The organism is Actinoplanes sp. URMC 104 (assembly GCF_051386375.1).
In the GTDB taxonomy this organism is placed as follows: domain Bacteria; phylum Actinomycetota; class Actinomycetes; order Mycobacteriales; family Micromonosporaceae; genus Actinoplanes.
This window is the reverse complement of the sequence record NZ_JBPQTO010000002.1, coordinates 339,931-363,868: the sequence shown is the minus strand read 5'-3', so window position 1 is coordinate 363,868 and position 23,938 is coordinate 339,931. Positions and strand designations below refer to the sequence as shown.

Below are 23,938 nucleotides of genomic sequence, written 5' to 3'. Positions count from 1 at the left end.
TGCCGGCTAAGTTCGTCGCGGGTGCGTAAGGGTTGCTGTTCTCGGCGGGAGCGACCGCCTGACCCATCGGTCGCGGCTGTGGGTTGGTTGAGAACTCGGGTCCGTGTCTTTTCGCGCGTGCGCGGGGCTGGCACCTTTGGCGCATGGACCTGACCGACAGCGGATGGGTGATCACCCTGATCGCCGGAGTGGCGATCGCGGTCGGTGTGGTCGGGGTGGTGATCCCGATCCTGCCCGGCCTGCTGCTCAGCTGGGCCGGCGTGCTGTTCTGGGCGATCCTCGGCGAGGGCAGCGACGCGGTCCGCTGGCTGGTGTTCGGCGTGGCCACCGCGGTGGCGCTGCTCGGCGCGCTGGTGAAATACCTGCTGCCCGGCCGCCGCCTCAAGGGCGCCGGCGTGCCCAACTCGGCCCTGATCGCGGGCGGGCTGCTCGGCGTGATCGGCTTCTTCGTGATCCCGGTGATCGGCCTGCCGCTGGGGTTCGTGCTCGGGATCTACCTGGTCGAGCGCACGCGCCTGGGCGCCGCGGGCGCGTGGCCGTCGACCCGGCAGGCCGTGGCCGCCGCCGGGATGGCGATGCTGATCGAGTTCACGGCCGCGCTGGCTGTCGCCGTCGTCTGGGTCTTCGGGCTGCTCTGGTCGGACTGGCAGCTGCCCTGAGCGCCCTCGTGAAAAACGGTCAGTGGGTGCGCTTGGGGCGGCGCCGGCGGCGCTGGGTGAGCAGGAGCAGCAGGGGGGTTCCGGCCAGCAGCAGGGCCACCGACGCCGCGGCAGCAACGGAGAGCACCTGGGGCGGCTCGGGCTTCGACTGGGTCCGGGTCGCGGCCGCCTTCGGGGGTGCGGGCGGCGGGGGTGTGGGGGAGGGCGCGGGAGCCAGGTCCTGCGGGGAGACCAGCTTGCCGACGGACGCGTCGGCGGGCAGCGCGAAACCCCAGTCGAGCAGCGCCGCGCCCTGCTGCCAGCCGCGCAGCGGGCGGGCCTCGGCGCCCAGCAGCGTGACCACCAGGCGGCGGCCGTTGCGCTGCGCGGCGCCGACGTAGCTGTGCCGGGCCAGCTTGGTGAACCCCGTCTTGCCGCCCAGCGCCCCGGGATAGTTGAAGATCAGCTTGTTCTCGTTCTGGAACTGGAAGCCCGGCTTCTTGAGCTTGGGCTGGGCGGGCATCCGGGCGCGCGGGGTGCGCACGAAGCGGCGGAAGTCGGCGTTGGCGAAGCAGACGCGGGCGATCAGCGCCAGGTCGTACGCGCTGGTGAACTGGCCCTTGCCGTCGAGGCCCGACGGGGTCACGGCGTGGGTCTGATAGGCGCCGATGCGCCGGGCGGTGGCGTTCATCGCGGCGACCGTCCTGGCCACGCCGTCGGGGCCGCCGCCACCGGCCAGCCGGGCCAGCGCGTTGGCGGCGTCGTTGCCCGAGTTGAGCATGAGGCCCAGCCACAGCGTGGAGATCGAGTACGTGCCGCCGGGGATCAGGCCGACCGCCGAACTGCCGGGCTCGATGTTCAGGTCGCTCGGGGTGACGGTGATGCGCTGGGCGGGGTTCAGCTTGTCGATCACGGTGGCGGCCAGCAGGGTCTTCTGCACGCTCGCCGGCGTGCGGGGAACGTGCGGGCCGCAGCCGCCGAGCACCTCGCCGGTGTCGAGGTCGGCGACCATCCAGGTGCTCGCGGTGACCGCGGGCGGGGCCTTGGCGCCCGGCGGGATCACCAGGCCGTGGGTGGCGAGCGCGTCGCCGCCGATGGCGCTGCCGACCGGGTCGTCGGGCGGCGGCACGGGCGCGGGTGGCCGGTCGGCCGGCGGCGCGACCTTCGGCTTGGGGCACGGTATGTCGGCGGCCCGCGCCGAGACGAGGCCGGGAGGACGGGCAGCGGCCCGCGCCGCGACGAGGCCGGGAGGACGGGCGGCGCCCCGCGCCGGAGCCAGGCCGGCGGCGCCGGCCGGGGCGGGAGCGGGGAGGGGAGCCGCGGCGACGAGGGCGGCGGCCGCGAGGGCCGCCAGGGGACGACGGATCAAGGCCAGGAGACTCCCGCCTCGAGCCGCTGGTCGAGCAGCTGCTTCAACGGCACGGTCTCGCCGTCGCCGCCGCCCGCGCCGACGATCAGGCGGGGGCGGCTCGGGGTCAGGTCGGCGCCGGCGAAGCGGGCCCGCAGCGAGGCCGGCACGGTCAGCACGTAGTACTCCCCGTCCTCGCCCACGGCGACCGAACGGTTGGACTTGAGATACCACCCACGCACATGGGTCCGGTACGTGGCCCGGCCGTCGAAGGTTCGAGCCTGCAGCGTGCCGGGGGTCAGCCCGCGCTCGCCCGCGCGGCGCACGAACTCGTCGATGAGGGCGGCCGCCTCGCGGGCCTCGGCGGCGCGTCCCGCCTCGAGCGCGGCGGCGTGGCCGGCGATGGCCTGCCGTCGCTGCCGGGTCCAGTCGGCGTCGGAGTCCATGCCAGCGACCCTAGGTGATGGCTCGCCGTCCGGCCAAGCCGAGGCTTTCCCGCCCGATTACCGTGAATGGACGTGCCGCCATTTGAGATCGGTCGAGAAAGAATTGCGAATTCGCCCCGGACAGTTGCGCGAGAAGGCCGCGGCGAGCAACACTTGGGCGCGGTTGGTCGGATGGACTCGGGAGTCGTCATGGCGCGGCAGGTAATCACCACTCTGATCGACGATCTGGACGGAAAGAAGGCCGATCGAACGGTCGAGTTCAGTCTCGACGGCACCAGCTACACGATCGACCTTTCCGAGGCCAACGCGGGCAAGCTGCGGAAGGCGCTGGATCCCTACATCAACGCGGGCACTCGCATCGGCCGCTCCGCGGCCCGCATCCCGTCCCGGCGCCCGGGTTCGGGCCGCACGGCGGGCTCCCGCGACGAAAACCGCCAGATCCGCGAGTGGGCGACGGCCAACGGGCATCAGATTTCCGAGCGCGGCCGCATTCCGCAGAGCGTGACCGAGGCATACCGGGCGGCGAACGGGGGCTGACCGCCCGCCGCCGGCATGCAAATTGCGGGCGAGCCGCGACTACAAACTGCGCAGCCGCGGCAGCCGCGCCGCGACCGATTCCAGCACCTTTTCGTCGCCGGCATACCAGCTCGACTCGCGCGGCCAATGCGTGATCGCGTCGGTGAAGCCGAGCTCGCGCGCCCGGCCCACCGCGTCCTCGAACGCCTCGGCGCTGCTCAGCGAATACACCGGCGACGAGTCCAGGTTCAGATAGCGCGCAATCGCGTCGCGCGGGCGGCCGGCATCGTCGAGCGCGGCGTCGAAGCCCGCGACGATCCGAGCCACGTCGGCCCACCACTGCGCGGCCGTCTCGGGCGCCGCGCCGGTGATGCCCGTGGTCACCCAGCCGTCGCCGTGCCGGGCGGCGAGCCGCAGCGCACGCGGGCCGTTCGCGGCCACCACGAACGGCGGGCGCGGCTGCTGACGGGGGCCGGGCGTGCTGCGCGCGTCGACGGCGGCGTAGTAGTCGCCCTTCCACGTCGTCGCCGGGTTGCCGAGGATCGTGCCGAGCAGCTCGAGGAACTCGGTGAACCGGTCGACCCGGGCGCGCGGGCTCAGCTCCGGTCGGCCGAGCACCGCCGAGTCGAACCCGATGCCGCCGGCGCCCAGCCCGAGCAGCAGGCGGCCCTGCGAGATGTCGTCGAGCGCGGTGATCTCCCGGGCGAAGTGCACCGGGTGCCGGAAGTTGGGTGAGGCCACGTACGTGCCGAGGCGGATCCGCCGGGTGACCATCGCGGCCGCCGTGAGCGTGGGGACCGCGTCGAACCACGGGCCGTCCACGAGGTCGCGCCAGCCGAGGTGGTCGTACGTCCACGCGTGGTCGAAGCCGTACTCCTCGGCGCGTTGCCAGCGCCGCCCGGCGACGGACCAACGCTGGTCGGGAAGGATGACGATGCCGATGCGCATCGGCAGACGCTACCTCACGCCGTACGCAGGCCTCCGGTCTCTCCGCCGGGCTCACCGACCGCTACCCGGGCGAACGCGCGCAGCGACTGCACCAGCTGCTGGCGGTCGGCCGGAGCCATCCGCTCGAGCACCTCCTCGAGCGCGCGGCGGCGGCGCTCGCGCAGCTGGTCGAGCAGCCGGCGCGCGGCCGGGGTGAGCAGCAGCCGCACCTCGCGCCGGTCGCGCGGGTCGGGCAGCCGCCGCAGCAGGCCGGTGGCCTCGAGCCGGTCGCACAGCCGACTCGCCGACGACGGCACGACCTCCAGCGCCTCGGCGAGGCGGCTCATGTTCGTGTGCTTGTTCTGCGCGATGATCGCGAGCACCCGCAGCTGGGCCGGCGGCACCCGGGGGTGCTGCGCCAGGCCGGCGGCGTCGAGCACCGACACCAGCGCGTCGACCGTCGACTCGACGGCGGCGGCGACGTCGGTGACCCCGTCCATGGCGGCGCTTTCCTGTTCGGCAGACGTTCGGCAGGCGTACGGCAGGCGTGAGAAACCGGGGCAGAGGTGAGCCCGCTGTGCCTCTACCCGCCCGCCGGGAAGATCATGCCGACGCGCGCAGCCAATCGAGGCAGACGATGACGGCGTCGTCCTCCTGGTCGTCGCCGGCGTGGTACTCGCGCAGCGCCCGGATCACCGTGCCCACCGCCTCGGTCGGCGGCTGCAGCCGGGTGCGGCGCAGCGCGGTGAGCAGACCGGCTTCCCCGTACGGCGGCCGGCCGCCCGGCGTCGCCGCGTGCACGCCGTCGCTGACCACCAGCAGCCGGTCGCCCTGCTCGAGCTGGAACTTCTGGGTCTCGTACCGGCTGTCGCCGAACATGCCCAGCGGCAGCTGCTGCTCGAAGGTGACCGTGCTGATGTCCCCGTTGCGGGCGATCAGGGCCCGCGGCGAGCCGGCGTCCACCGCCTCCATCGAGCCCCCGGCCAGGTCGAGCTCGAGCAGCAGCGTGGCCACGTGCGCCGCGCCGCCGTAGCGCGCGTAGACGGCGTCGGAAGCCAGCTCGGCCTGCTCGACGATGTTGGCGCCCGAGCGGCGGGCGTTGCGCATCGCGTTGACCGCGACGGTGGTGAGCAGCGCCGCCTCCATGCCGTCGCCGTAGCCGTTGAGCACGGTCAGCGTGAGCCGGTCGTCGGTGAGCGACCAGTCGTAGTGGTCGCCGTACATCGCGTACGCCGGGTCGAGCTGCCCGGCCAGGACGAACCGCTCGCCGCGCAGCGAGCGGCCGGGCAGCAGGTCCCACTGCAGCTCGGCGGCCATGGTCAGGCGCTGCCGCCGGGCGACCTGGCGATAGCGGTCGGTGTCCTTGTCGGCGGCGCGCAGCGCGAGGGCCAGCTCGTCCGCGACGACGGTCAGCTCGGTCACCAGGGCGGGGTCGGGCGCGGCGCTCAGCCGGATCCGCAGCACGCCGAGGCGGTCGCCCCACGTGGTCAGCGGCAGCAGCACGCGGCCGGAGCCGGTGTCGGTCACCGGCTCCTGGCTGCCGAAGCAGCGCTGCTCGAGCGGCCCGCCCACGGGCGAGCCCGGGTCGAGCACGGGCCACAGCGCGGTCAGCGTGAGGTCGCTGAGCAGCACCTCGACGTCGTCGACGGGGAACCAGTCGCGCAGATGCCCGGCCACGATCTCGGGAAGCCGATCGGGCGGCGCCGAGCGCAGCAGGGAGCCGACGGAAACCGGACGGCCGGACACTCGGGCTCCCTTCCCACGACGTTCCCGGACATTAGTTGCTGGACAGCAAGCATGATAGGCGCTTGCCGCCGGTGGACCGGAACCAGGCTCAGGCGAACGACTTCTCGAAGTGGATGAGGCTGCCGCGCTTGGGCACCGAGGTCATCCGCACGTTCTCGCCGAGGGCCTTGATCAGATTCAGCCCCCGTCCGCTCTCGCTGACCGCACCCGCCTCGGCGCCGGCCGTCTCCGGGTCGAACCCGGGGCCGTTGTCGCGCACGTCGATGGAGCAGTGCTTCTCGGCGACGTCGAGGCAGACCTCGAAGGTCTCGGTCCCGGTGGCGTGCCGCACGACGTTGGAGCACGCTTCGGTGATCGCGATCTCCAGATCGTCCTGGGACCCGTGGTCGACGTGCAGGACGGCGAGGGCGGAGCGCAGCAGCCGCCGGACGGTGGGCACGCTGCCCGCCTCACGGGGCAGGTCCAGTCGGACTGTCATACGCATGGGACTACGGTTCCCGCTCGGCCCGTGCGTTAATCGCGGGCGGCGGCCCGCTCATCCGAAGGGCGCGGGAAAACGTGTTATCCATGGACGGCTCGGTCGTCTCCCTTCCCGTGGCCGATCGAGGGGCCACGGCACGGCACGCCCGACGGAAGGCAGGACCATGGCGCAACAACCCGACATCGCGGTCGTGATCGCCGCACGCGACGGCGACCCGGTGGCGGTCGACCGGCTGGTGGCCGGTTACCTGCCGCTGGTCTACACGATCGTCGGGCGGGCGCTGGAGGGCCACGCGGACGTCGACGACGTGGTGCAGGACGTCATGCTGCGCGTGCTGCGCAACCTGGGCGACCTGCGCGAGCCCGAGGCGTTCCGGTCGTGGCTGGTGGCGATCACCGTACGGCAGGTGCGCGAGCGGTTCCGGGCCCGGCGCGGCGCCCCCGAGGCGCTGGTGCACGAGGACGTGCGCGACCCCGGCGCCGACTTCACCGACCTGGCGATCACCCGGCTCGAGCTCAGCGGCCAGCGCCGCGAGACCGCCGAGGCGACCCGCTGGCTCGACGAGGACAACCGCGAGCTGCTGTCGCTGTGGTGGCTGGAGGCCTCCGGCGAGCTGACCCGCGACGAGATCGTCGAGGCCACCGAGGTCACCCGCCAGCACGCCGCGGTGCGCATCCAGCGGATGAAGGGCCAGCTCGAGACCGCCCGGGTCGTCGTGCGCGCGCTCGCCGCCGCGCCGCCATGCCCCGACCTGCAGCTGCTGACCGCCGACTGGAACGGCCGGCCCAGCCCGCTGTGGCGCAAGCGCATCGCCCGCCACACCCGCGAGTGCCGCCACTGCGCGCCGGCGTGGAACGGGCTCGTCGCGGCCGAGCGGCTGCTGGCCGGCATGGCGCTGGTCCCGCTGCCGGCCGGCCTGCTGGGCAAGGGCGTGCTGCCGCTGGGCGCCGCGAAGCTGGCCGGCGTCAAGGCGGGCGGCGGCCTCGTGAGCGCGAAGGCCGGCGGCGGCGTCGCGGCGGCCAAGGGAAGCGGCGCCCACCTCGCCGCCAAGGTGGGCTTCAGCCTGTCCCGCAAGGTGCTGACCGCCGCCCTGTCGACCACCGCGGTCGCCGGCGGCACGGCCGCCGTCGTCGTGACGCAGAAATCCGACCCGCCGCCGGTCACCACCGCGGCCGTGGTCGCGCGCACGACCCCGCCCCGCCCCGCGCCCACCAGCGCCCGGCCCAGCCCGTCGGCCACGCCGAAGCCGAAGCCGACCAGCGCGAAGCCGAAGCCCACGACCAAGGCCCCCGTGGTGATCACCGCGAAGGCGAGCAAGAAGAAGGGCGTCGGCGTCTGGGAGTTCGCCGACGCGAAGCCGGCCCTCGACGACGTCGGCGCGGGCTGGTACTACAACTGGTCGTCGACCAACCGGACCATGCCCGGCCCCGCCGACGTCGAGTTCGTGCCGATGATCTGGGGCAAGGCCAACGTCACCGCCGCCACCCTCGCCGAGGCGAAGAAGGAGGGCGACGAGCTGCTCGGCTTCAACGAGCCCGACATGGACGGCCAGGCCAAGATGAGCGTCGACGAGGCGCTCGCGGCCTGGCCCCGGCTCGAGGCCAACGGGCAGCGGCTGGGCAGTCCCGCCGTCGCGTACGGCGGCGACACCCCGGGCGGGTGGCTCGACCGGTTCATGACCGGCGCGAAGCAGAAGGGCTACCGCGTCGACTTCATCACGCTGCACTGGTACGGCTCGGACTTCTCCGCCGCCGCCGTCGACCAGTTCCTCGGCTACGTCGACGCCGTGCACAAGCGCTACAACAAGCCGATCTGGGTCACCGAGTACGGCCTGATGAACTTCGGCGGCACCCCCAAGTACCCGACCCAGGCCCAGCTCGTGACGTTCATCAACGGCTCGACCAAGGGCATGCAGAAGCGGTCGTACGTCGAGCGGTACGCCTGGTTCGGGCTGCCCGCCGTCGGCGACAGCGTCGATTTCGGCCTCTACAAGGACGGAGACAGCCCCACGGAGGCCGGCAAGGCGTACAAGGCGGCGGGGTAACGTCGGGCCCATGATTCGGTTCGGGTACAAGGCTTCGGCGGAACAGTTCCCGCCGGTGGAACTGCTCAGGTACGGCGTGCTGGCCGAGGAGCTCGGCTTCGACTCGGTGTTCGTCAGCGACCACCTCCAGCCGTGGCGGCACGACGGCGGGCACGCCCCCGCCGCGCTGCCGTGGCTGGGCGCGCTCGCCGCCCGCACCGAGCGGGTGCTGATCGGCACCAGCGTGCTCACCCCGACGTTCCGCTACCACCCCGCCGTCGTCGCGCAGGCGTTCGCCACGCTCGGCTGCCTCGCGCCGGGCCGCACGATCCTGGGCGTCGGCTCCGGCGAGTCGCTCAACGAGGTGCCGCTGGGCCTGCAGTGGCCGGACGGCAAGGAGCGCTTCGCCCGGCTCAAGGAGGCGGTCCAGCTCATCCAGAAGCTCTGGACCGAGGACCGGGTGACGTACGAGGGGCAGTTCTACCGCACCGAGAACGCGACCATCTACGACAAGCCCGAGACCCCGGTGCCGATCTACATCGGCGCCTCCGGCCCGGCCGCCACCCGGCTGGCCGGCCGCATCGCCGACGGGTTCATCACCACCAGCGGCAAGGGCCACGACCTCTACACCGAGACGCTGCTGCCGGCGGTGCGCGAGGGCGCCGAGAAGGCCGGGCGCACGATCGACGACCTGGACCTGCTGATCGAGGTGAAGGTCAGCTTCGACGACGACATCGACAAGGCCCGCAACGACACGCAGTACTGGGGTGCGCTCGCGCTCTCGCCCGAGGAGAAGACCGGCGTCGAGGACCCGATCGAGATGCAGCGCCGGGCCGACGCGCTGCCGGTCGAGCGCACGGTGACCCGGTGGATCTGCTCCTCCGACCCCGAGGAGCACGCGGGCACGGTCGCCGAGTACCTGGACATGGGCTTCAAGCACCTGGTGTTCCACGCCCCCGGCCCCGACCAGGAGCGGTTCCTGCGGCTCTACGGCGAGCGGATCCTGCCGCAGCTGCGCGAGCGGGCCTAGTCCTTCACCGGGCGCAGGCGGGCACGGCGGCCGGAGGTCGTGCCCGTGCCCTCGCCGTTGATCACCCGCAGGTCCGGCTGCGACTGGCGGGTGGCCTGGATGCGCCGCCGCCGCGTGCCGACCTCCCGGGCCCGGGGCGGCTGCGCCGCGCCGGGGGCCGCTGTCCACGGGGTCGCAGCCCACGGGGCCGCGGCCGGGCGGGGCTGCACGTCCGGGCCGCCGAGCCGTTCCGGGTGCCCGTCGCGCCGGGCCGGCGGCGGGGTGTTGCGGCCGCGCCCGTCGGCGGCACGCCTCGCCTGTGCCGGGTGGGCCCACACCTGTTGTCCCTGCCGGCTGTCGGCCCGCGACCAGCCCGCCGAACCGGCGAGCCCGCGCCCGGCCGTCCGCTCGCGGGTCAGCCGCTCGCCCGCCGAGCGTTCCGCGGCCAGAGCCTCGACGGCCCGGCGGTCCAGCGCCCGGCGGCCTGCTCCGGTCTCACCGGCGTACGCGCGGCGCTCGGGGCCGGTGTAGGCGAGGTTGCCGGCCGCGGCGGCGGGGGAGGGAACCGCGCGGCCGGGGACGGCAGCCGGCGAGGGCTCGTTCCGCTCGCCCCGCAGGGCGAGCAGCCACGCGCGCAGCCAGAGACGCAGGCGCGTGACCATAACCCTTACAGAGCGTGACAGCGTTCTGCGGTGGCTCGTCGCGGCGGGAAGCGGCGAAGGAGGCATGGCGGTGCTCCTCAGGGTGGATCCTGATCGAGAAAACTACCGGTCGGCAACCGGACGGCAACTCGCCGGAACGGTGGAGGGAGATCGTCTTCGCGGACCGTCCGACCCCGCCGGTCGGTCCTCACGCTGCGTACAAGGATGGGGGTTTAGGGGTAGGGTCGGAGCCGTTGCGGGGTATGTCCCGGTGACAAGCGACCCGGGGAGGAACGACTCGTGAGACTCGGCCTGCACATCTCCAACTTCACCTGGCCCGAGGGCGCGCCCCGGCTCGGCGCCGTGCTCGCCGACATCGCGTCCTCGGCCGACGAGGCCGGCTTCGAGCGCATCAGCGTGATGGACCACCTCTGGCAGATCGGGGTCATCGGCCCGCCGGAGCAGGACATGCTCGAGGCCTACACGACCCTCGGCTTCCTGGCCGCACACACGAAGAACGCGAAGCTGCTCACGCTGGTTACGGGTGTCGTCTACCGCGAGCCCGGCCTGCTGGCCAAGGCGGTCACCACGCTCGACGTGCTCAGCGGCGGCCGCGCGATGCTGGGCATCGGCGCGGCGTGGAACGAGGAGGAGTCGCGGGGCCTCGGCCTGCCGTTCCCGCCCACCAAGGAGCGGTTCGAGCGGCTCGAGGAGGCGCTGCGCGTCTGCAAGCAGATGTTCGCGGGCGACGAGACCGCGTTCGAGGGCCGGCACTACACGCTGACCCGCACGCTCAACAGCCCGCAGCCGCTGAGCCGGCCGCACCTGCCGATCCTGATCGGCGGTGGCGGCGAGAAGAAGACGCTGCGGCTGGTCGCGCAGTACGCCGACGCGTGCAACCTGTTCCCGGGTCCCGACGTGCAGCACAAGCTCGACGTGCTCAAGCAGCACTGCGACGACGTCGGCCGCGACTACGACGAGATCGAGAAGACGGTGCTCTACAACTTCGACCTGGGCGAGAAGGGCGAGCGGGTCGGCGAGACCGTCGAGGGGCTGCGCCGGCTGCACGAACTGGGCTTCACGGTCGGGCACGGCGGGCTGCGCAACGCGTGGGACACCCGGCAGTTCGAGATCTTCGCCAAGGAGATCGTCCCGGCGGCGGAGGCGTTCTGAGCATGGGCATCGAGGCGGTGGTCTTCGACCTGGACGGCGTCATCATCGACACCGAGGAGGTCTGGGAGCAGGTGCGGCGGGCGTACGTCGCCGAGCACGGCCGGGCGTTCCTGCCCGACAGCCAGGACCGGATGATGGGGATGAGCACCCCGGAGTGGTCCGGGCACCTGGCCACCGAGGTGGGCGTACCGCGCACGCCCGAGCAGGTCGCCGCCGACGTGCTGGGCCGGATGGCCGAGCGCTACCGCACGACGCTCCCGCTGATCCCGGGGGCGGTCGAGACCGTACGCCGTCTCGGCGCCCGCTTCCCGCTGGGGCTGGCCAGCTCCTCGGCCCGCATCCTGATCGACCAGGTGCTCGAGACCGCCGGGCTGACCGACGCGTTCCGGGTCACGCTGTCCACCGAGGAGATGCCGCGCGGCAAGCCCGCCCCCGACGTCTACCTGGCCGCCGTCGAGAAGCTCGGCCTCAGCCCGGCCGTGTGCGCCGCGGTCGAGGACTCGAGCAACGGGCTGCGCGCGGCGGCCGCGGCCGGGCTCGCGGTGATCGCGGTGCCGCACGGCGTCTATCCGCCCGCCGCGGACGCGCTGGCGCAGGCGTCCCTGGTGGTGACGAGCGTGTCCGAGCTGACTCCGGAGCGCATCGAAGGTCTCCGCTGAGCGTGACTGTGTAACGTCGCGGACACATTCAGGTGTGAAAGATCTTCGAGTCGGGTAGATCGCCGGGCGACTTTCCCCTTGGAGGTGGCCTGTGGTGCTTGCCGCGGAGAGCGGGCTACGGCTCGATCTCGACCTGTTCGACTACCTGATCCTCGTTCTCTATTTCGCCACCGTCCTGGGGGTGGGCTTCGCCGCCCGAAGAGCGATCGCCACCAGCGCGGACTTCTTCCTCTCCGGACGTTCGCTGCCGGCCTGGGTCACCGGCCTGGCCTTCGTGTCGGCCAACCTCGGCGCGCTCGAGATCCTCGGCATGGCCGCGAACGGCGCCCAGTACGGGCTGCTGACGCTGCACTACTACTGGGTCGGCGCGGTGCCGGCCATGGTCTTCCTCGGCATCGTGATGATGCCGTTCTACTACGGCTCCAAGGTGCGCAGCGTCCCCGAGTTCCTGCGCCGGCGCTTCAACCGGCCGACCCACATCTTCAACGCGATCAGCTTCGCGGTGGCGCAGGTGCTGATCGCCGGCGTCAACCTCTTCGCGCTCGCGCTGATCCTCGACGCGCTCCTCGGCTGGGAGCTGTGGGTCTCGATCCTCGTCGGCGCCGCGATCGTGCTGACCTACATCACGATCGGCGGCCTCTCCTCGGCCATCTACAACGAGGTGCTGCAGTTCTTCGTGATCCTGGCCGGCCTCATCCCGGTCACGATCGTCGGCCTGGTCAAGGTCGGCGGCATCGACGGGCTGTTCGACGCGGTGCGCAGCGGCCCGCTCGGCGACGCCGCGCTGCACACGTGGTCGAACACCGGCAGCAGCGACAACCCGCTCGGCGCCAACTGGATCGGCATCCTGTTCGGCCTGGGCTTCGTGCTGTCGTTCGGCTACTGGACCACCAACTTCGCCGAGGTGCAGCGTGCGCTCTCGGCCAAGGACATGAGCGCGGCCCGCCGTACGCCGATCATCGCGGCGTTCCCGAAGCTGCTGATCCCGGCCGTGACCGTCATCCCCGGCCTGATCGCCATCGTGACGGTCAAGGGGCTGGGCGCCGACGAGGGCGACCTGACCTACAACAACGCGATCCCGCTGCTGATGCGCGACCTGCTGCCCAACGGCGTGCTCGGCGTCGCGGTCACCGGCCTGCTCGCCTCGTTCATGGCCGGCATGGCCGCCAACGTCAGCGGCTTCAACACCGTCTTCACGTACGACATCTGGCAGGCCTACATCCGCAAGGACCGCGACGACGCGTACTACCTGCGGATCGGCCGGTACGCCACGATCGGCGGCGTCGTCATCGGCATCGGCACCGCGTTCATCGCCTCCGGCTACGGCAACATCATGGAGTACATCCAGCAGCTGTTCTCGCTGTTCAACGCGCCGCTGTTCGCCACGTTCATCGTCGGCATGTTCTGGAAGCGGATGACCCCGTGGGCCGGCTTCTGGTCGCTGGTGCTGGGCTTCCTCGCCTCGCTGACGCTCTACGTGCTCTACCTGACCGACGCGGTCACGTTCAACTCCGCGCTCGAGCAGAGCTTCTGGGGCGCCGGCGTCGCCTTCGTGACGGCGGTGCTGGTGGCGGTCGTGGTCACCTTCTTCACCCCGTCGAAGCCCGACGACGAGCTGCGCGGGCTCGTCTACGGCCTCGGCGGCAGCTCCACCAGCGGCGAGGTCATCATCTCGGGCGAGAAGGTCTGGTGGCGCAACCCCGTCCTGCTCGGCTCGGTCGCGGTCGTGCTGGCCGTCCTGCTCTACATCCCGGTCTGGTAAGGAGGCGCGATCATGGCAGACAACGACCAGATCGACGAGAAGAAACTGTCGGCGGCGGCACGGCTGTTCGACGTACGGCGGGTCATCGGTGGCCTGTTCGTGGTCTACGGCGTGATCGTCACGCTGCTGGGCCTGTTCGACAGCCAGGCCGAGATCGACAAGGCCCAAGGGGTGCGCATCAACCTCTGGATGGGCCTCGCCATGCTGGCGCTGGGCCTGCTGATGCTGCTCTGGCTGCGGCTCAACCCGCCCAAGCCGCCGGACCCGGCCGAGCTCGACGACGACCGTCCCCCGGCGCACTGATGTCCGAGGCGGTGCGACCCGGTTGTCATCGGGTTGCACCGCCTCCGCACTCTTTGACCCGCGGGCCCCGGCGACCGATGGACCCGGCATGGAAGCCATCGCCCCCATCAGCAACGCCAGGTCGGGCGGTTACCGTACCGCCGGTTGGCAACAGCAGATCCGAGTCGACTACGTCGTGAACAAGGTCATGCAGACCCATCGGGGCCGCGACGAGGACCAGGTCGTGCAGGCCCTGCACGACCAGCTCCGCGCCGTCGGCGTCGTGCCCAACGGCCGCCAGCTCGTCAGGTACGCCGCGGCGATCTCGGCCCTCCCCGAGCTGCCGCCCAACAACAACAAGTGAGTGATCCGGCCCGGTCCCGCGAAGGGGCCGGGCCGCTGTCGTCGCCGAGGTGATCGTGAGAGTCCCCCATCCGGACGCGCCGCCGTGGACCGTGCTCGCGCGGGAGCTCGCGCGCGGCGGTGGCACCCCGGCCGAGATCCTCGGCGCGGTGCGCGACCGGCAGCCCGCCGGACTGCCCGAGAGTTTGCTGGTGGTCGGCCTCGTGACGGGTTACGGGGTGCCGATCCGCATCGCGATGGACACCATCCGGTGGCAGGGGCTGGGCGTGGCCGGCGGCCTCACCGACGACGAGCTCAACGGGCTGCTCGCGCCCTACTTCTGAGCGGGGAAGCGCAGGATGCGGTCGTCGCCGTCGCGCCTCTCGCCGCGGCCGTCGGTGTTGGACGTGGTCAGCCACAGGGCGCCGTCCGGGGCGACGGCGACGGTTCGCAGCCGCCCGTACTCGCCGCTCAGCACCGCCCGGGGCGCGCCGCCGCCGAGCGGAACGGTCCACAGCCGCTCGCCGCGCAGGCCGGCCACGTAGAGCGTGTCGCCGGCGACCGCCGCGCCCGAGGGGGAGGCCTCGTCGGTGCTCCACTGCACGAGCGGATCGACGTACCGGTCGTCGCCGCCCTTGCCCTCCACCTCGGGCCAGCCGTAGTTCCTGCCGGGCTGGATGACGTTCACCTCGTCCCACGTGTTCTGGCCGAACTCGATGCCGTACATCTTCTTGTCGGGCCCCCAGGCGAGGCCCTGCACGTTGCGGTGGCCCATGGACCAGACCGGCGAGCCGTCGAACGGGTTGCCGGGGGCCGGCTCGCCGTCGCGGGTGATCCGCAGGATCTTGCCGTTGACGTCGTCGCGGTCCTGTGACTCGCTGCCGTTGCCCGCGTCGCCCGTGCCGGCGTAGAGGTACCCGTCCGGGCCGAACGCGAGCCGGCCGCCGTTGTGGATGCGGGCCTTGCCGATCCCGTCGAGGATCACCCGGGGGCTGCCGCCGGACAGCGTGAACCGGATGATCCGGTTGTCGCCGGACGCGGTGTAGTAGGCGTACACGTATTTGTCCTGCTCGTAGTCGGGGTCGACCGCGATGCCCAGCAGGCCGCCCTCGCCACCGGCGTCGACCCCGTCGACCTGGTAGACCCGCTCGGGGTCGCCGCCGCCCGCCGGGACCCGCAGGATGTCGCCGCTGTCGCGCTCGCTGACCAGCGCGGAGGAGTCGGGCAGGAACGCCAGCCCCCACGGCGCCTCGAGCCCCCGGACGATCGTCTGCGGATCGCCGAGGTCCGGCTCGCGCAGCCGGACGGGCGCGGCGGAGGAGGGCGCCGCCGAGGACGGCGCCGCCGAAGACGGCCCGGCCGCCGGGAACGTCTCGCCGCTGGGGGTGGAGGCCTCGCCGTCGGAGCAGGCGACGAGCAGAAAGGCGCCGGCCGAGGCCAGGGCGAGACGGGTCCGTGCGGCGGGGGTCATCGGTCCACGGTGCCACGACCCGGCGAACTTGACCCGATTCCCGCCCCTGTGAACTTCCTGCATCGCCAGGATGGGCCGGGTGCGAGCTTCGACGCGACGCTTGCGGGCCGCGGTGCTCACGGTCGTCACCCTGCTGACGTCCGGGGTGGCGCCCGCGCGGGCGAGCACGCCCGCGTCCATCACGTGGAAGGTGTGCCCGGAGGACGCCGAGGTGCAGTGCGGCGCCATGCGGGTGCCCGCGGACTGGGCGCAGCCGGCCGGCCCCACGATCCTGCTGACGATCGCGCGCCGCAGGGCCACCGACCCGGCCCGGCGCCTCGGCGTGCTGATGGTCAACCCCGGCGGGCCGGGCGGCTCGGCGGTCGACTTCACGTTCAACGCGCCCTCGTTCTTCGGCGCGCAGGTGCGTGAGCGGTTCGACATCGTCGGCGTCGACCCGCGCGGGGTGGGCCGCAGCACGCCGGTGCTGTGCTCGGTCGATCTGGTCGACGCCAAGCCCGACCCGCTGATCGCCTCGGAGCAGCAGTACGCGGCGACGATCGCGCACAACCGCCGGCTCGCCGCCGACTGCGCGGCCCGCACCGGCCCGGTGTTCGGCCACGTCGACACCGGGAGCGTCGTGCGCGACTTCGACGCCGTGCGCGCCGCCCTGGGCGAGACGAAGGTCAACTTCTACGGAGCCTCGTACGGGACCCTGATCGGCCGCCAGTACGCCCAGAGCTACCCGCAGCGGCTGCGCGCGCTCGTGCTCGACAGCGTGATGGACCACGGCGCCGGCCTGGACGACTTCGTGGCCCGGGAGACCGACGCCGCTCAGGACGCGTTCGGCGAGTTCGTGAAGTGGTGCGCCCGCGACCCCCGCTGCGTGCTGCGCGGGCGGGACCTGCCCGGGCTGTGGGCGGGCGCGATCGCCCGGGCCCGCGCCGGGCAGCTGGTCAACCCGTACGACCCGCCGCGCAGGCTGACGGTCGCCAACCTGCTCATGGCGGCGTTCACCGCGTTCTACGACCCGCAGTGGTACTCGTTCGCCTACTACCTGCGCGACGCGACCGCGACCGCGGCGACGCCCGCCGCCGCCCGGCGCGCCACCGCGCCGCCGTCCGTGGATCTCGTGGACCACAGCTTCCCCGCGGTCTTCTGCGAGGACTGGCACCTGCCGCTGACCGGCTTCGCCGACCTGCAGCGGCGGCTGCGGGCCTCGGCCGCGCGTGCCCCGCAGATGCTGATCTCGCCGCTGGCGCTCAACGCGCTGACCGGCTGCCTGGGCTGGCCGTCCCCGCCGGACAACCCGCAGCGGGACCCGGACCCGCCGCCCGGGCTCGGACCGGTGCTGCTGGTCAACGCCGTGCACGACCCGGCCACCGCCTATCCGTGGGCGCGCCGGGTCGCCGCCCGGCTGGGCCACTCGGCGAGCCTGCTCACGTATGACGGGTGGGGCCACGTCGTCTACGGCAAGAGCCCGTGCGTCGCCGGGGCGGTCGACAGATACCTGCTCACGCTGCGCCCGGTCGCCCCCGGCACCCGCTGCCCGGCCGTGGACCCCGAGCCGTTCGGTGTCGGCTGACGCCGGATGGGTAACTGTCCGACCGATGTCGTCGTCGTTCGTTCTCGCCCGGTACGTGGGCGTAGCCGTCTGCGCCCGCCTGGCCGACGAGGGCGCGCGGGTCGCGATCCTGCTGCTCGTGCTCGAGCGCACGGGCAGCGCCGCGCTCGGCGGCGCCTTGATCGCCGCCCTGATGGTGCCGCACGTGCTCGCCGCTCCGCTGGTCGGCGCGGTGGCCGACGCCGTACGCCGGCGCCGTCTGCTCTACGCGGCGGCCTACCTGGCGTACGCCTGCTGCCTGGGCGCCGCCGCGCTGCTGATCGGCCGGTCCACCCTGGGCGCCGTGCTGGTGCTGGTGGTCGCCGGCTGCTTCGCGCCGCTGCTCATCGGCGGGCTCAGCAGCCTGCTCGGCGACCTCGTGCCCGACCGGCTCGAGCGCGCGTTCGGGCTCGACGTGACCACCTACAGCGTGGCCGGGATCGCCGGCCCCGCGCTCGCCGCCGTGCTCGCCGGGCTGGCCGGGGCCGCCTGGTCGACCGTCGGGCTCGCCGCGCTCGTGGTGGTGGCGGCCGTGCTGGTGACCACGTTGCCGCTGCCGGTCGGCGCGCACGAGCGGCGGCTGGCCTCGCCGCTCGCCGCGCTGACCCTGATGTGGCGCCGTCCGCGGCTGGGCGCGGTCACCCTCGGCACCGTGTTCAGCCTGGCCGGCGTCGGCGCGCTGCCGCTGGTCGGCGCGCTGCTCGCGGCCCAGCTGCACCGGCCCGCGCTGACCGGCGGGGTGCTGTCGGCCGGTGCGGTCGGCGGGCTGATCGGCTCGCTGGCCTGCACCCGCTGGCCGATCCGCCGGTGGCGCCCCGAGGCCGTGGTGGCGTTCTGCATCGGCGCCACGGCGGTGCCGTTCGCGGTGCTGGTCCTGTTCGCGGGCGGCGGCCGGGACGGGCTGCCCCTGTCCGCGCTCGCGGGCGCGCTCGTGCTGTTCGCGCTCGCCGGCGGCCTCGGCTCTCCGGTGTCGGTGGCCGTCTTCGCGGTACGCGACCAGGAGTCGCCGCCCGAGGTCCGTACGCAGGTGTTCTCGCTCGGCGCCGGCCTCAAGGTCACCGCCGCGGCGGCCGGCGCGGCCGCGGCCGGGCTCGCCGCCGGGGCCGGCGCGGCGGTCGTGCTCGGCGCGATCGCGCTCTGCCAGCTGCTCGGCGCGCTCGCCGTCGTGCTGGTGGGCCGCGTCACCCCCGCCCCCGTTCCGGCGGGGAGTATCGTTAGCCAAGCTAAATAGATCTCGTCAGGAGGCGCCGTTGACCCGCCGCGCACCCCGGGCAGCCGTCGATCCGGATGCCCGCAAGGGCTGGTTGCGCCGGGCGCTGCCGCTGGTCAAGGCCCACCGCGCCCTGCTCGTCACCTCGCTGGTGCTGTCGTTCGCCGGGCTCGTCGTGCAGGTCCAGATCCCCAACCTCGTCCGGATCGGGATCGACCGCGCGATCGTGGACCGGACCGCGCAGCTCGGCACGTACGTCTGGTGGATCGTCGGCCTCGCGCTGGTCCAGGGCCTGATCAACTTCCTGGCCCGGCTGTACCTGCTGCGCACCGCGTACGAGCTCGAGTACGACCTGCGCAACATCGTCTACACCCACCTGGTCCGCATGCCGTTCGGCTTCTACGACCGGGCGCAGACCGGCGAGCTGATGTCGCGCTCCGGCTCCGACATCCGGGCCGTGCAGATGTACCTGTCGTTCGGCCCGTCGATCCTCGTGCAGTGCCTGATCGCGGTCGTCGCGTTCGGGCTGATGCTGTCGATCAACGTGCCGCTCGCGATCGTCGCGATGGTCACCATGCCGGTGATCGGGGTGCTCGGCGTCAGCATGCGCAAGGCGATCTTCCCGGTGTCGTGGATGATCCAGGCCCGGCTCGCGCACCTCGCCACCGTGGTCGACGAGAACATCCAGGGCGTACGGATCGTCAAGGCGTTCGCGGCCGAGGGGCGCCAGCTGCGCGCGCTGGCCGAGAGCGCCGACCGCATCCGGTGGGCGTACCGCCAGGACGCGCGGATCCGCAGCCGCTGGAACCCGCTGCTGGACAACCTGCCCCGGCTCGGGCTCGCGCTGGTGCTGCTGGTCGGCGGCATCATGGTGATCGACGGGCACACCACCGTCGGCACCATCGTGGCCTTCAACTCGTACGTGCTGATGCTCCAGCCGCCGTTCCGCATGCTCGGCATGATGATCATGATGGGCCAGCGCGCCTCGGCCTCGGCGCGGCGCATCTACGAGATCCTCGACACGCCGTCGGACGTCGTGGACGGGCCCGACCCGCTGGTCGTGCCGCTGCGCGGCGACCTCGCGTTCGAGGACGTGACGTTCGCGTACCCCAACGGCACCGTGGCCCTCGACGGGCTGAACCTGCGCGTACGGCCGGGGGAGACGGTGGCCGTGGTCGGCGGCACCGGCTCGGGCAAGTCCACGCTGGGCCGGCTCGCGGCACGGTTCTACGACGTCACGGCCGGGCGGGTGACCATCGACGGGCACGACGTGCGCTCGCTGTCGCTGGCCTCGCTGCGCGAGCAGGTGGGCATCGTGCCCGACGAGCCGTTCCTGTTCTCGCTCTCCATCCACGACAACATCGCGTACGGCAAACCCGCCGCCGGCCGCGAGGAGGTCGTCGCCGCGGCGGTCGCGGCCGGGGCCGACGAGTTCATCCGCGAGCTGCCCGACGGCTACGACACGGTGGTGGGGGAGCGCGGCTACACGCTCAGCGGCGGCCAGCGGCAGCGCGTCGCGATCGCCCGGGCCCTGCTGGTCAACCCGCCGATCCTCGTGCTCGACGACGCCACCAGCGCCATCGACGTCACCGTCGAGCAGCGCATCCACGCCTCGCTGCGCGAGCAGATGCGCGGCCGCACCACGCTGATCGTCGCCCACCGCCTCTCCACGATCGGCCTGGCCGACCGGGTGGTGCTGATGCAGGCCGGCCGCGTGATCGCCGACGGCACGCACGCCTCGCTGCTGGCGAGCGAGCCCCGCTACGCCCAGGTGCTGGCCGCTTCCGTCACCTCCGACCCGGCGGGAGTCGCGCAGTGAGCATGTTCGGCGGCGGCTTCGGCGGCTTCAACGTCGGCGGCCGCCCCACCATGGGCGCCGCCGGCCGCAAGGGCAACGGCCTGCCGTTCGCGGGCATCCCCGACGACCTGCGCGAGGGCGTCGCCAAGCTCGAATCGCACGAGCCCGACCACGGCGACCCCGGCGTCTCGTTCGACCCGGCCGGCGACGCGGGGCGCAAGATCTCGCTGAGCCGGCTGCTGCTGGGCCGCCCCGCGCTGCTCGCGGCCGCGTCGATCGCGATCCTCGTCGAGACGCTGCTGCTGCAGGCCGGCCCGTACCTCGTCCAGGTCGGGATCGACCACGGCATCGCCGCCGGCAACCTGCGCGTGGTGATCGTGGCGACGATCTGCTTCGTCGCCGCCGTGCTGCTCACCGGGCTCGCCACCGCGATCCGCATGCGCAAGAGCGGCCTGCTCGCCGCGGCCGCCACCCGCGACCTGCGCATCCGCATCTTCGCCCACCTCCAGCGGATGTCGCTCGACTACTACACCCGCGAGAAGGCCGGCGTCACGCTCACCCGGATGACCTCCGACGTGGAGTCGCTGCAAAGCCTGCTGCAGGACGGCTTCGCCCAGTTCCTCATCCAGGGCCTGACCATGGTGGTCGTCACCGGCGTGCTGTTCCACTACAACGCGACGCTCGCGCTGATCACGCTGGCGCTGGTCGTGCCGCCGCTGACGATCGCGTCGCTGTGGTTCCGGCACGCCGCCGACCGCGGCTACAACCGCCAGCGCGACGCCATCGCGGCGATGTTCGCCGACCTGGCCGAGAGCCTCAACGGCGTCCGCGTGGTCACCGCGCACAACCGGCAGGAGCGCAACGTCGTCGCCCACCGCGAGGTCGTCGGCGGCTACCGCGACGCCAACGACTTCACCGGCCGGATCAACGCCGTCTACGGTCCCGGCACGTCCGTGATCGGGCTGGTCGCGATGGCCGTGCTGCTGCTGATCGGCGGCCGGATGGTGCTGCGCGGCTCGCTGACCATCGGCGAGCTCACCGCGTTCGTGCTCTACATCAACTCGTTCTTCCAGCCGGTGCAGCAGCTCGTGCAGCTCTACACCCAGTACCAGCAGGGCAAGGCCGCCATCAGCAAGATCCGCGGGCTGCTGGACTCGCCGCCCACGGTCTCCCAGTCGCCCGCGGCGGTCACCCTCCCGCCCGTACGCGGGGAGATCGTCTTCGACGACGTGTCGTTCGGTTACCTCCCCGACCGGCCCGTGCTCTCTTCTCTGAACCTGCGCATCGCCCCCGGCGAGACCGTCGCCTGCGTCGGCCCCACCGGCGCCGGCAAGTCGACGCTGGCCAAGCTCGTGACCCGCTTCTACGACCCGACGTCGGGCCGCATCCTCATCGACGGGCACGACCTGCGCGACGTCACGCTCGGCTCCCTGCGCACCCAGATCGGGGTCGTGCCGCAGGAGCCGTTCCTGTTCGCCGGCACCCTGCGCGACAACATCGCGTTCGCCCGCCCGTCCGCCACCGACGCACAGGTCTGGGCCGCCGTCGACGCCGTCGGCCTGCGCGACCTGGTCGAGCGCTCACCCGAGGGCCTGGACACGCCGCTGCACGAGCGCGGCCAGTCGGTGTCCTCCGGCGAGCGGCAGCTGCTCGCCCTGGCGCGCGCGTTCCTCGCCGAGCCGCGGGTCGTCGTGCTCGACGAGGCCACCTCCAGCCTCGACCTGCGCTCCGAGCTGCGCGTCGAGGCCGCGCTGGACGCCCTGCTCGACGGGCGCACCGCGATTCTGGTCGCCCACCGGCTCTCCACCGCGATGCGCGCCGACCGCATCATCGTGGTCGACGACCGCCGCATCGTGGAGACCGGCACGCACGACGAGCTCGTGGCCGCCGGGGGCCACTACGCGAGGATGTTCGCGACTTGGGCGGCGCATTCCTGACGGATCTGGTAGGCAGAAATAGACAGACGGCTCTGTGGATAACCCTGCTCGCCGCCTCCCTCGGGCGTAGCGTCATCCTCACTCCCCGGGTGGGTGGGGGTTAGGGATGGCCCACCACCGCCTACTCAAGATCTATTTCGGAGGATCAATGCGGATTCTGCCGGCAACAGCAGTCGCAACCCTCTCGGCTGCCCTGCTCGTTGCACCCTCGCCGGCCTCGGCCGGCGGCAGCCACGCCCCCGCTCTCGGCCCCACGGCCACCGGCTACGGCGGCGCGGTCTCCACGGTGGACCCCACGGCCACCGCGGTCGGCCTCGACGTGCTGCGCCACGGCGGCAACGCGGTCGACGCGGCCGTCGCTGCGGCGGCCACCCTCGGCGTGACCGAGCCGTTCTCGGCCGGCATCGGCGGCGGCGGCTTCTTCGTCTACTACGACGCGCGCAAGCGCAGCGTCTCCACGATCGACGGGCGCGAGACCGGCCCCGCCACGATGCGCGAGACCCACTTCATCGACCCCGCCGACGGCCAGCCGTACGAGTTCGCCGAGGCCCGCGTCTCCGGCCTGTCCGTCGGCGCGCCCGGCACGCTCGCCACCTGGCAGGCCGCCACCCGCAAGTGGGGCACCAAGTCGCTGGCGAGCCTGCTCCAGCCGGCCGCGCGGGTCGCCGACCGGGGCTTCACCGTCGACGCCACGTTCCGCCAGCAGATCGCCGACAACGCCGCCGCGTTCGGCCAGTTCGGCTCCACCGCCGAGCTCTACCTGCCCAACGGCGCCCCGCCGGCCGTCGGCTCGACCCAGCGCAACCCCGATCTCGCCGACACCTACCGGCTGATCGCGCGCCAGGGCATCGACGTGCTCTACGAGGGCGCCGTCGCGCGCGACATCGTCCGTACGGTGCAGCACCCGCCGGTGGCCGACGACCCGATCGGCGCGTGGCAGTACCCGATCCGTCCCGGCACCCTGACGCTGGACGACCTCAAGCGGTACGAGCTGAGGTTCCCCGCGCCGACCAGGTCGAAGTTCCGCGACCTCACCGTGTACGGCATGTCGACCCCGTCGAGCGGCGGCGTGGCGGTCAGCGAGGCGCTCAACATCCTCGAGACGGCCGGCCTGTCCCGGCAGGACGTGACCCGGGCGCTGCACTACTACCTCGAGGCGTCCGCGCTGAGCTTCGCCGACCGCAACCGCTACGTGGGGGCGTACACCCCGCAGCGGATCCTCGACAAGCTGGTCTCCGACGCCTGGGCCCGGCAACGCGCCTGCCAGATCAACCCGCGCGCCGCGCTGACCAAGCCGGTGCCGCCCGGCGACATCAACGCCACCGGCTGCACGCCCGCAACCGTCGGCAAGCCCGTCGAGCAGGGCAAGAGCACCACGAACCTCACGGTCGCCGACCGCTGGGGCAACATCGTCGAATACACGTTCACGATCGAGCAGACCGGCGGCAACGCGATGGTCGTGCCCGGGCGCGGTTTCCTGCTCAACAACGAGCTGACCGACTTCAACTTCACCGGTACGCAGGGCACCGCCCCCGATCCCAACCTGCCCGGCCCCGGCAAGCGGCCGCGCAGCTCCATGTCGCCCACGATCGTGCTGCAGGACGGCAAGCCGTTCCTCGCGCTCGGCTCGCCCGGCGGCGCCACGATCATCACGACCGTGCTGCAGATCCTGGTCAACCGCGTCATCCTCGGCATGTCGCTGCCCGAGGCCATGGCCGCGCCCCGCGCCTCGCAGCGCAACACGGCAGGCATCCAGGCGGAACCGGCCTTCCGTACGACGTACGGCCCGGCCCTGACCGCGCTGGGCCACACGTTCGGCGCGGACACACCCGAGCTCGGCGCCGCCACGGCGATCGAGTTCACCCGCCACGGCGGCCTCATCGCGTCCGCCGAACCCACCCGCCGCGGAGGCGGCGCCGCCGGCGTCGTCCATCCACGACGCTGACG

Annotated in this window: 23 protein-coding genes; 15 read left to right on the top strand and 8 right to left on the bottom strand. The window is 72.8% G+C overall.

What is annotated here, in order from left to right:
• The first annotated feature begins 143 nt into the window (after positions 1–143).
• Positions 144–659 carry a DUF456 domain-containing protein gene (locus ACSNN8_RS02690; RefSeq protein WP_436646748.1) on the top strand — a complete coding sequence of 172 codons (516 nt, stop codon included), beginning with the start codon at positions 144–146 and terminating at the stop codon, positions 657–659.
• Positions 660–678: 19 nt separating this feature from the next.
• Here the strand turns inward: ACSNN8_RS02690 and ACSNN8_RS02685 are convergent, their stop codons facing one another.
• Together ACSNN8_RS02685 and ACSNN8_RS02680 are read right to left on the bottom strand one after the other, a co-directional pair.
• The gene (locus ACSNN8_RS02685) at positions 679–1,917 is read right to left on the bottom strand and encodes a D-alanyl-D-alanine carboxypeptidase family protein (RefSeq protein ID WP_436649377.1); all 1,239 of its coding nucleotides are present in this window, start codon (positions 1,915–1,917) and stop codon (positions 679–681) included.
• Between the two features lie 86 nt (positions 1,918–2,003).
• Entirely contained in the window at positions 2,004–2,432 is a 429-nt protein-coding gene (locus tag ACSNN8_RS02680; RefSeq protein WP_436646746.1) for a hypothetical protein, read from the bottom strand.
• A 189-nt stretch (positions 2,433–2,621) separates the two neighbouring features.
• Between ACSNN8_RS02680 and ACSNN8_RS02675 the strand changes: the two genes are divergently transcribed.
• Positions 2,622–2,969 (top strand): histone-like nucleoid-structuring protein Lsr2, encoded by a 348-nt coding sequence (locus ACSNN8_RS02675; protein ID WP_436646745.1) that lies wholly within the window; start codon positions 2,622–2,624, stop codon positions 2,967–2,969.
• Positions 2,970–3,008: 39 nt separating this feature from the next.
• Here the strand turns inward: ACSNN8_RS02675 and ACSNN8_RS02670 are convergent, their stop codons facing one another.
• The 4 genes from ACSNN8_RS02670 to ACSNN8_RS02655 form a co-directional block, all read right to left on the bottom strand.
• Complete coding sequence (locus tag ACSNN8_RS02670; RefSeq protein WP_436646743.1) at positions 3,009–3,896, bottom strand: LLM class flavin-dependent oxidoreductase; 888 nt, start codon at positions 3,894–3,896, stop codon at positions 3,009–3,011.
• A gap of 14 nt (positions 3,897–3,910) precedes the next feature.
• Positions 3,911–4,375: a MarR family winged helix-turn-helix transcriptional regulator gene (locus ACSNN8_RS02665; protein ID WP_436646741.1), complete on the bottom strand. Its 465-nt coding sequence runs from the start codon at positions 4,373–4,375 to the stop codon at positions 3,911–3,913.
• Positions 4,376–4,478: 103 nt separating this feature from the next.
• Positions 4,479–5,621, bottom strand: coding sequence for a PP2C family protein-serine/threonine phosphatase (locus ACSNN8_RS02660; RefSeq protein ID WP_436646740.1), 1,143 nt, complete (start codon positions 5,619–5,621; stop codon positions 4,479–4,481).
• 88 nt (positions 5,622–5,709) lie between these two features.
• Positions 5,710–6,099 (bottom strand): ATP-binding protein, encoded by a 390-nt coding sequence (locus ACSNN8_RS02655; protein ID WP_436646738.1) that lies wholly within the window; start codon positions 6,097–6,099, stop codon positions 5,710–5,712.
• Between the two features lie 166 nt (positions 6,100–6,265).
• Here ACSNN8_RS02655 and ACSNN8_RS02650 point away from each other — a divergent pair, with 166 nt between their 5' ends.
• Both ACSNN8_RS02650 and fgd read left to right on the top strand, forming a co-directional pair.
• On the top strand, positions 6,266–8,146 hold the full coding sequence (locus ACSNN8_RS02650; protein WP_436646737.1) for a sigma-70 family RNA polymerase sigma factor: 1,881 nt from the start codon (positions 6,266–6,268) through the stop codon (positions 8,144–8,146).
• A 10-nt stretch (positions 8,147–8,156) separates the two neighbouring features.
• A complete protein-coding gene (fgd, locus tag ACSNN8_RS02645; RefSeq protein ID WP_436646735.1) occupies positions 8,157–9,155 on the top strand; it encodes a glucose-6-phosphate dehydrogenase (coenzyme-F420) in 999 nt (332 codons plus the stop codon).
• Here the strand turns inward: fgd and ACSNN8_RS02640 are convergent.
• Positions 9,152–9,796: a hypothetical protein gene (locus ACSNN8_RS02640; protein WP_436646733.1), complete on the bottom strand. Its 645-nt coding sequence runs from the start codon at positions 9,794–9,796 to the stop codon at positions 9,152–9,154. The two genes, fgd and ACSNN8_RS02640, sit on opposite strands and share 4 nt — an antisense overlap.
• A gap of 279 nt (positions 9,797–10,075) precedes the next feature.
• On the opposite strand from ACSNN8_RS02640, the gene ACSNN8_RS02635 reads away from it, so the two are divergent.
• The 6 genes from ACSNN8_RS02635 to ACSNN8_RS02610 all read left to right on the top strand — a co-directional run bounded on the left by ACSNN8_RS02635 (position 10,076) and on the right by ACSNN8_RS02610 (position 14,337).
• On the top strand, positions 10,076–10,948 hold the full coding sequence (locus ACSNN8_RS02635) for an LLM class F420-dependent oxidoreductase (RefSeq protein ID WP_436646731.1): 873 nt from the start codon (positions 10,076–10,078) through the stop codon (positions 10,946–10,948).
• A gap of 2 nt (positions 10,949–10,950) precedes the next feature.
• Entirely contained in the window at positions 10,951–11,607 is a 657-nt protein-coding gene (locus ACSNN8_RS02630) for an HAD family hydrolase (protein ID WP_436646730.1), read from the top strand.
• 91 nt (positions 11,608–11,698) lie between these two features.
• Complete coding sequence (locus tag ACSNN8_RS02625; RefSeq protein ID WP_436646728.1) at positions 11,699–13,369, top strand: sodium:solute symporter family protein; 1,671 nt, start codon at positions 11,699–11,701, stop codon at positions 13,367–13,369.
• Positions 13,370–13,381: 12 nt separating this feature from the next.
• Complete coding sequence (locus tag ACSNN8_RS02620; protein ID WP_436646727.1) at positions 13,382–13,672, top strand: hypothetical protein; 291 nt, start codon at positions 13,382–13,384, stop codon at positions 13,670–13,672.
• Positions 13,673–13,760: 88 nt separating this feature from the next.
• The gene (locus ACSNN8_RS02615) at positions 13,761–14,015 is read left to right on the top strand and encodes a hypothetical protein (RefSeq protein WP_436646726.1); all 255 of its coding nucleotides are present in this window, start codon (positions 13,761–13,763) and stop codon (positions 14,013–14,015) included.
• A gap of 55 nt (positions 14,016–14,070) precedes the next feature.
• Complete coding sequence (locus ACSNN8_RS02610) at positions 14,071–14,337, top strand: hypothetical protein (protein WP_436646724.1); 267 nt, start codon at positions 14,071–14,073, stop codon at positions 14,335–14,337.
• On the opposite strand, the gene ACSNN8_RS02605 is transcribed toward ACSNN8_RS02610, so the two are convergent.
• Positions 14,328–15,464, bottom strand: coding sequence for a PQQ-dependent sugar dehydrogenase (locus ACSNN8_RS02605; RefSeq protein WP_436646722.1), 1,137 nt, complete (start codon positions 15,462–15,464; stop codon positions 14,328–14,330). The genes ACSNN8_RS02610 and ACSNN8_RS02605 overlap by 10 nt on opposite strands.
• 70 nt (positions 15,465–15,534) lie before the next feature.
• Here ACSNN8_RS02605 and ACSNN8_RS02600 point away from each other — a divergent pair, with 70 nt between their 5' ends.
• The 5 genes from ACSNN8_RS02600 (at position 15,535) to ggt (ending at position 23,936) form a co-directional block, all read left to right on the top strand.
• Positions 15,535–17,028, top strand: a complete 1,494-nt coding sequence (locus ACSNN8_RS02600) for an alpha/beta hydrolase (protein WP_436646720.1) — start codon at positions 15,535–15,537, stop codon at positions 17,026–17,028.
• Between the two features lie 25 nt (positions 17,029–17,053).
• The gene (locus tag ACSNN8_RS02595) at positions 17,054–18,277 is read left to right on the top strand and encodes an MFS transporter (protein WP_436646718.1); all 1,224 of its coding nucleotides are present in this window, start codon (positions 17,054–17,056) and stop codon (positions 18,275–18,277) included.
• Positions 18,278–18,296: 19 nt separating this feature from the next.
• Positions 18,297–20,075: an ABC transporter ATP-binding protein gene (locus ACSNN8_RS02590; protein WP_436646716.1), complete on the top strand. Its 1,779-nt coding sequence runs from the start codon at positions 18,297–18,299 to the stop codon at positions 20,073–20,075.
• A 2-nt stretch (positions 20,076–20,077) separates the two neighbouring features.
• Positions 20,078–21,991 carry an ABC transporter ATP-binding protein gene (locus tag ACSNN8_RS02585; RefSeq protein ID WP_436649375.1) on the top strand — a complete coding sequence of 638 codons (1,914 nt, stop codon included), beginning with the start codon at positions 20,078–20,080 and terminating at the stop codon, positions 21,989–21,991.
• 148 nt (positions 21,992–22,139) lie between these two features.
• On the top strand, positions 22,140–23,936 hold the full coding sequence (gene ggt / locus ACSNN8_RS02580) for a gamma-glutamyltransferase (RefSeq protein ID WP_436646714.1): 1,797 nt from the start codon (positions 22,140–22,142) through the stop codon (positions 23,934–23,936).
• Positions 23,937–23,938: the final 2 nt, after the last annotated feature.

Bases quoted from the DNA above. Each gene is read 5' to 3' on its own strand.
- ACSNN8_RS02630 (WP_436646730.1), top strand. From the start codon at position 10,951: ATGGGCATCGAGGCGGTGGTCTTCGACCTGGACGGCGTCATCATCGAC.
- ACSNN8_RS02620 (WP_436646727.1), top strand. From the start codon at position 13,382: ATGGCAGACAACGACCAGATCGACGAGAAGAAACTGTCGGCGGCGGCA.
- ACSNN8_RS02605 (WP_436646722.1), bottom strand. From the start codon at position 15,464: ATGACCCCCGCCGCACGGACCCGTCTCGCCCTGGCCTCGGCCGGCGCC.
- fgd (WP_436646735.1), top strand. From the start codon at position 8,157: ATGATTCGGTTCGGGTACAAGGCTTCGGCGGAACAGTTCCCGCCGGTG.
- ACSNN8_RS02665 (WP_436646741.1), bottom strand. From the start codon at position 4,375: ATGGACGGGGTCACCGACGTCGCCGCCGCCGTCGAGTCGACGGTCGAC.
- ACSNN8_RS02650 (WP_436646737.1), top strand. From the start codon at position 6,266: ATGGCGCAACAACCCGACATCGCGGTCGTGATCGCCGCACGCGACGGC.
- ACSNN8_RS02600 (WP_436646720.1), top strand. From the start codon at position 15,535: ATGGGCCGGGTGCGAGCTTCGACGCGACGCTTGCGGGCCGCGGTGCTC.
- ggt (WP_436646714.1), top strand. From the start codon at position 22,140: ATGCGGATTCTGCCGGCAACAGCAGTCGCAACCCTCTCGGCTGCCCTG.
- ACSNN8_RS02585 (WP_436649375.1), top strand. From the start codon at position 20,078: ATGTTCGGCGGCGGCTTCGGCGGCTTCAACGTCGGCGGCCGCCCCACC.
- ACSNN8_RS02670 (WP_436646743.1), bottom strand. From the start codon at position 3,896: ATGCGCATCGGCATCGTCATCCTTCCCGACCAGCGTTGGTCCGTCGCC.
- ACSNN8_RS02640 (WP_436646733.1), bottom strand. From the start codon at position 9,796: ATGGTCACGCGCCTGCGTCTCTGGCTGCGCGCGTGGCTGCTCGCCCTG.
- ACSNN8_RS02690 (WP_436646748.1), top strand. From the start codon at position 144: ATGGACCTGACCGACAGCGGATGGGTGATCACCCTGATCGCCGGAGTG.
- ACSNN8_RS02675 (WP_436646745.1), top strand. From the start codon at position 2,622: ATGGCGCGGCAGGTAATCACCACTCTGATCGACGATCTGGACGGAAAG.
- ACSNN8_RS02595 (WP_436646718.1), top strand. From the start codon at position 17,054: ATGTCGTCGTCGTTCGTTCTCGCCCGGTACGTGGGCGTAGCCGTCTGC.
- ACSNN8_RS02680 (WP_436646746.1), bottom strand. From the start codon at position 2,432: ATGGACTCCGACGCCGACTGGACCCGGCAGCGACGGCAGGCCATCGCC.
- ACSNN8_RS02655 (WP_436646738.1), bottom strand. From the start codon at position 6,099: ATGACAGTCCGACTGGACCTGCCCCGTGAGGCGGGCAGCGTGCCCACC.
- ACSNN8_RS02615 (WP_436646726.1), top strand. From the start codon at position 13,761: ATGGAAGCCATCGCCCCCATCAGCAACGCCAGGTCGGGCGGTTACCGT.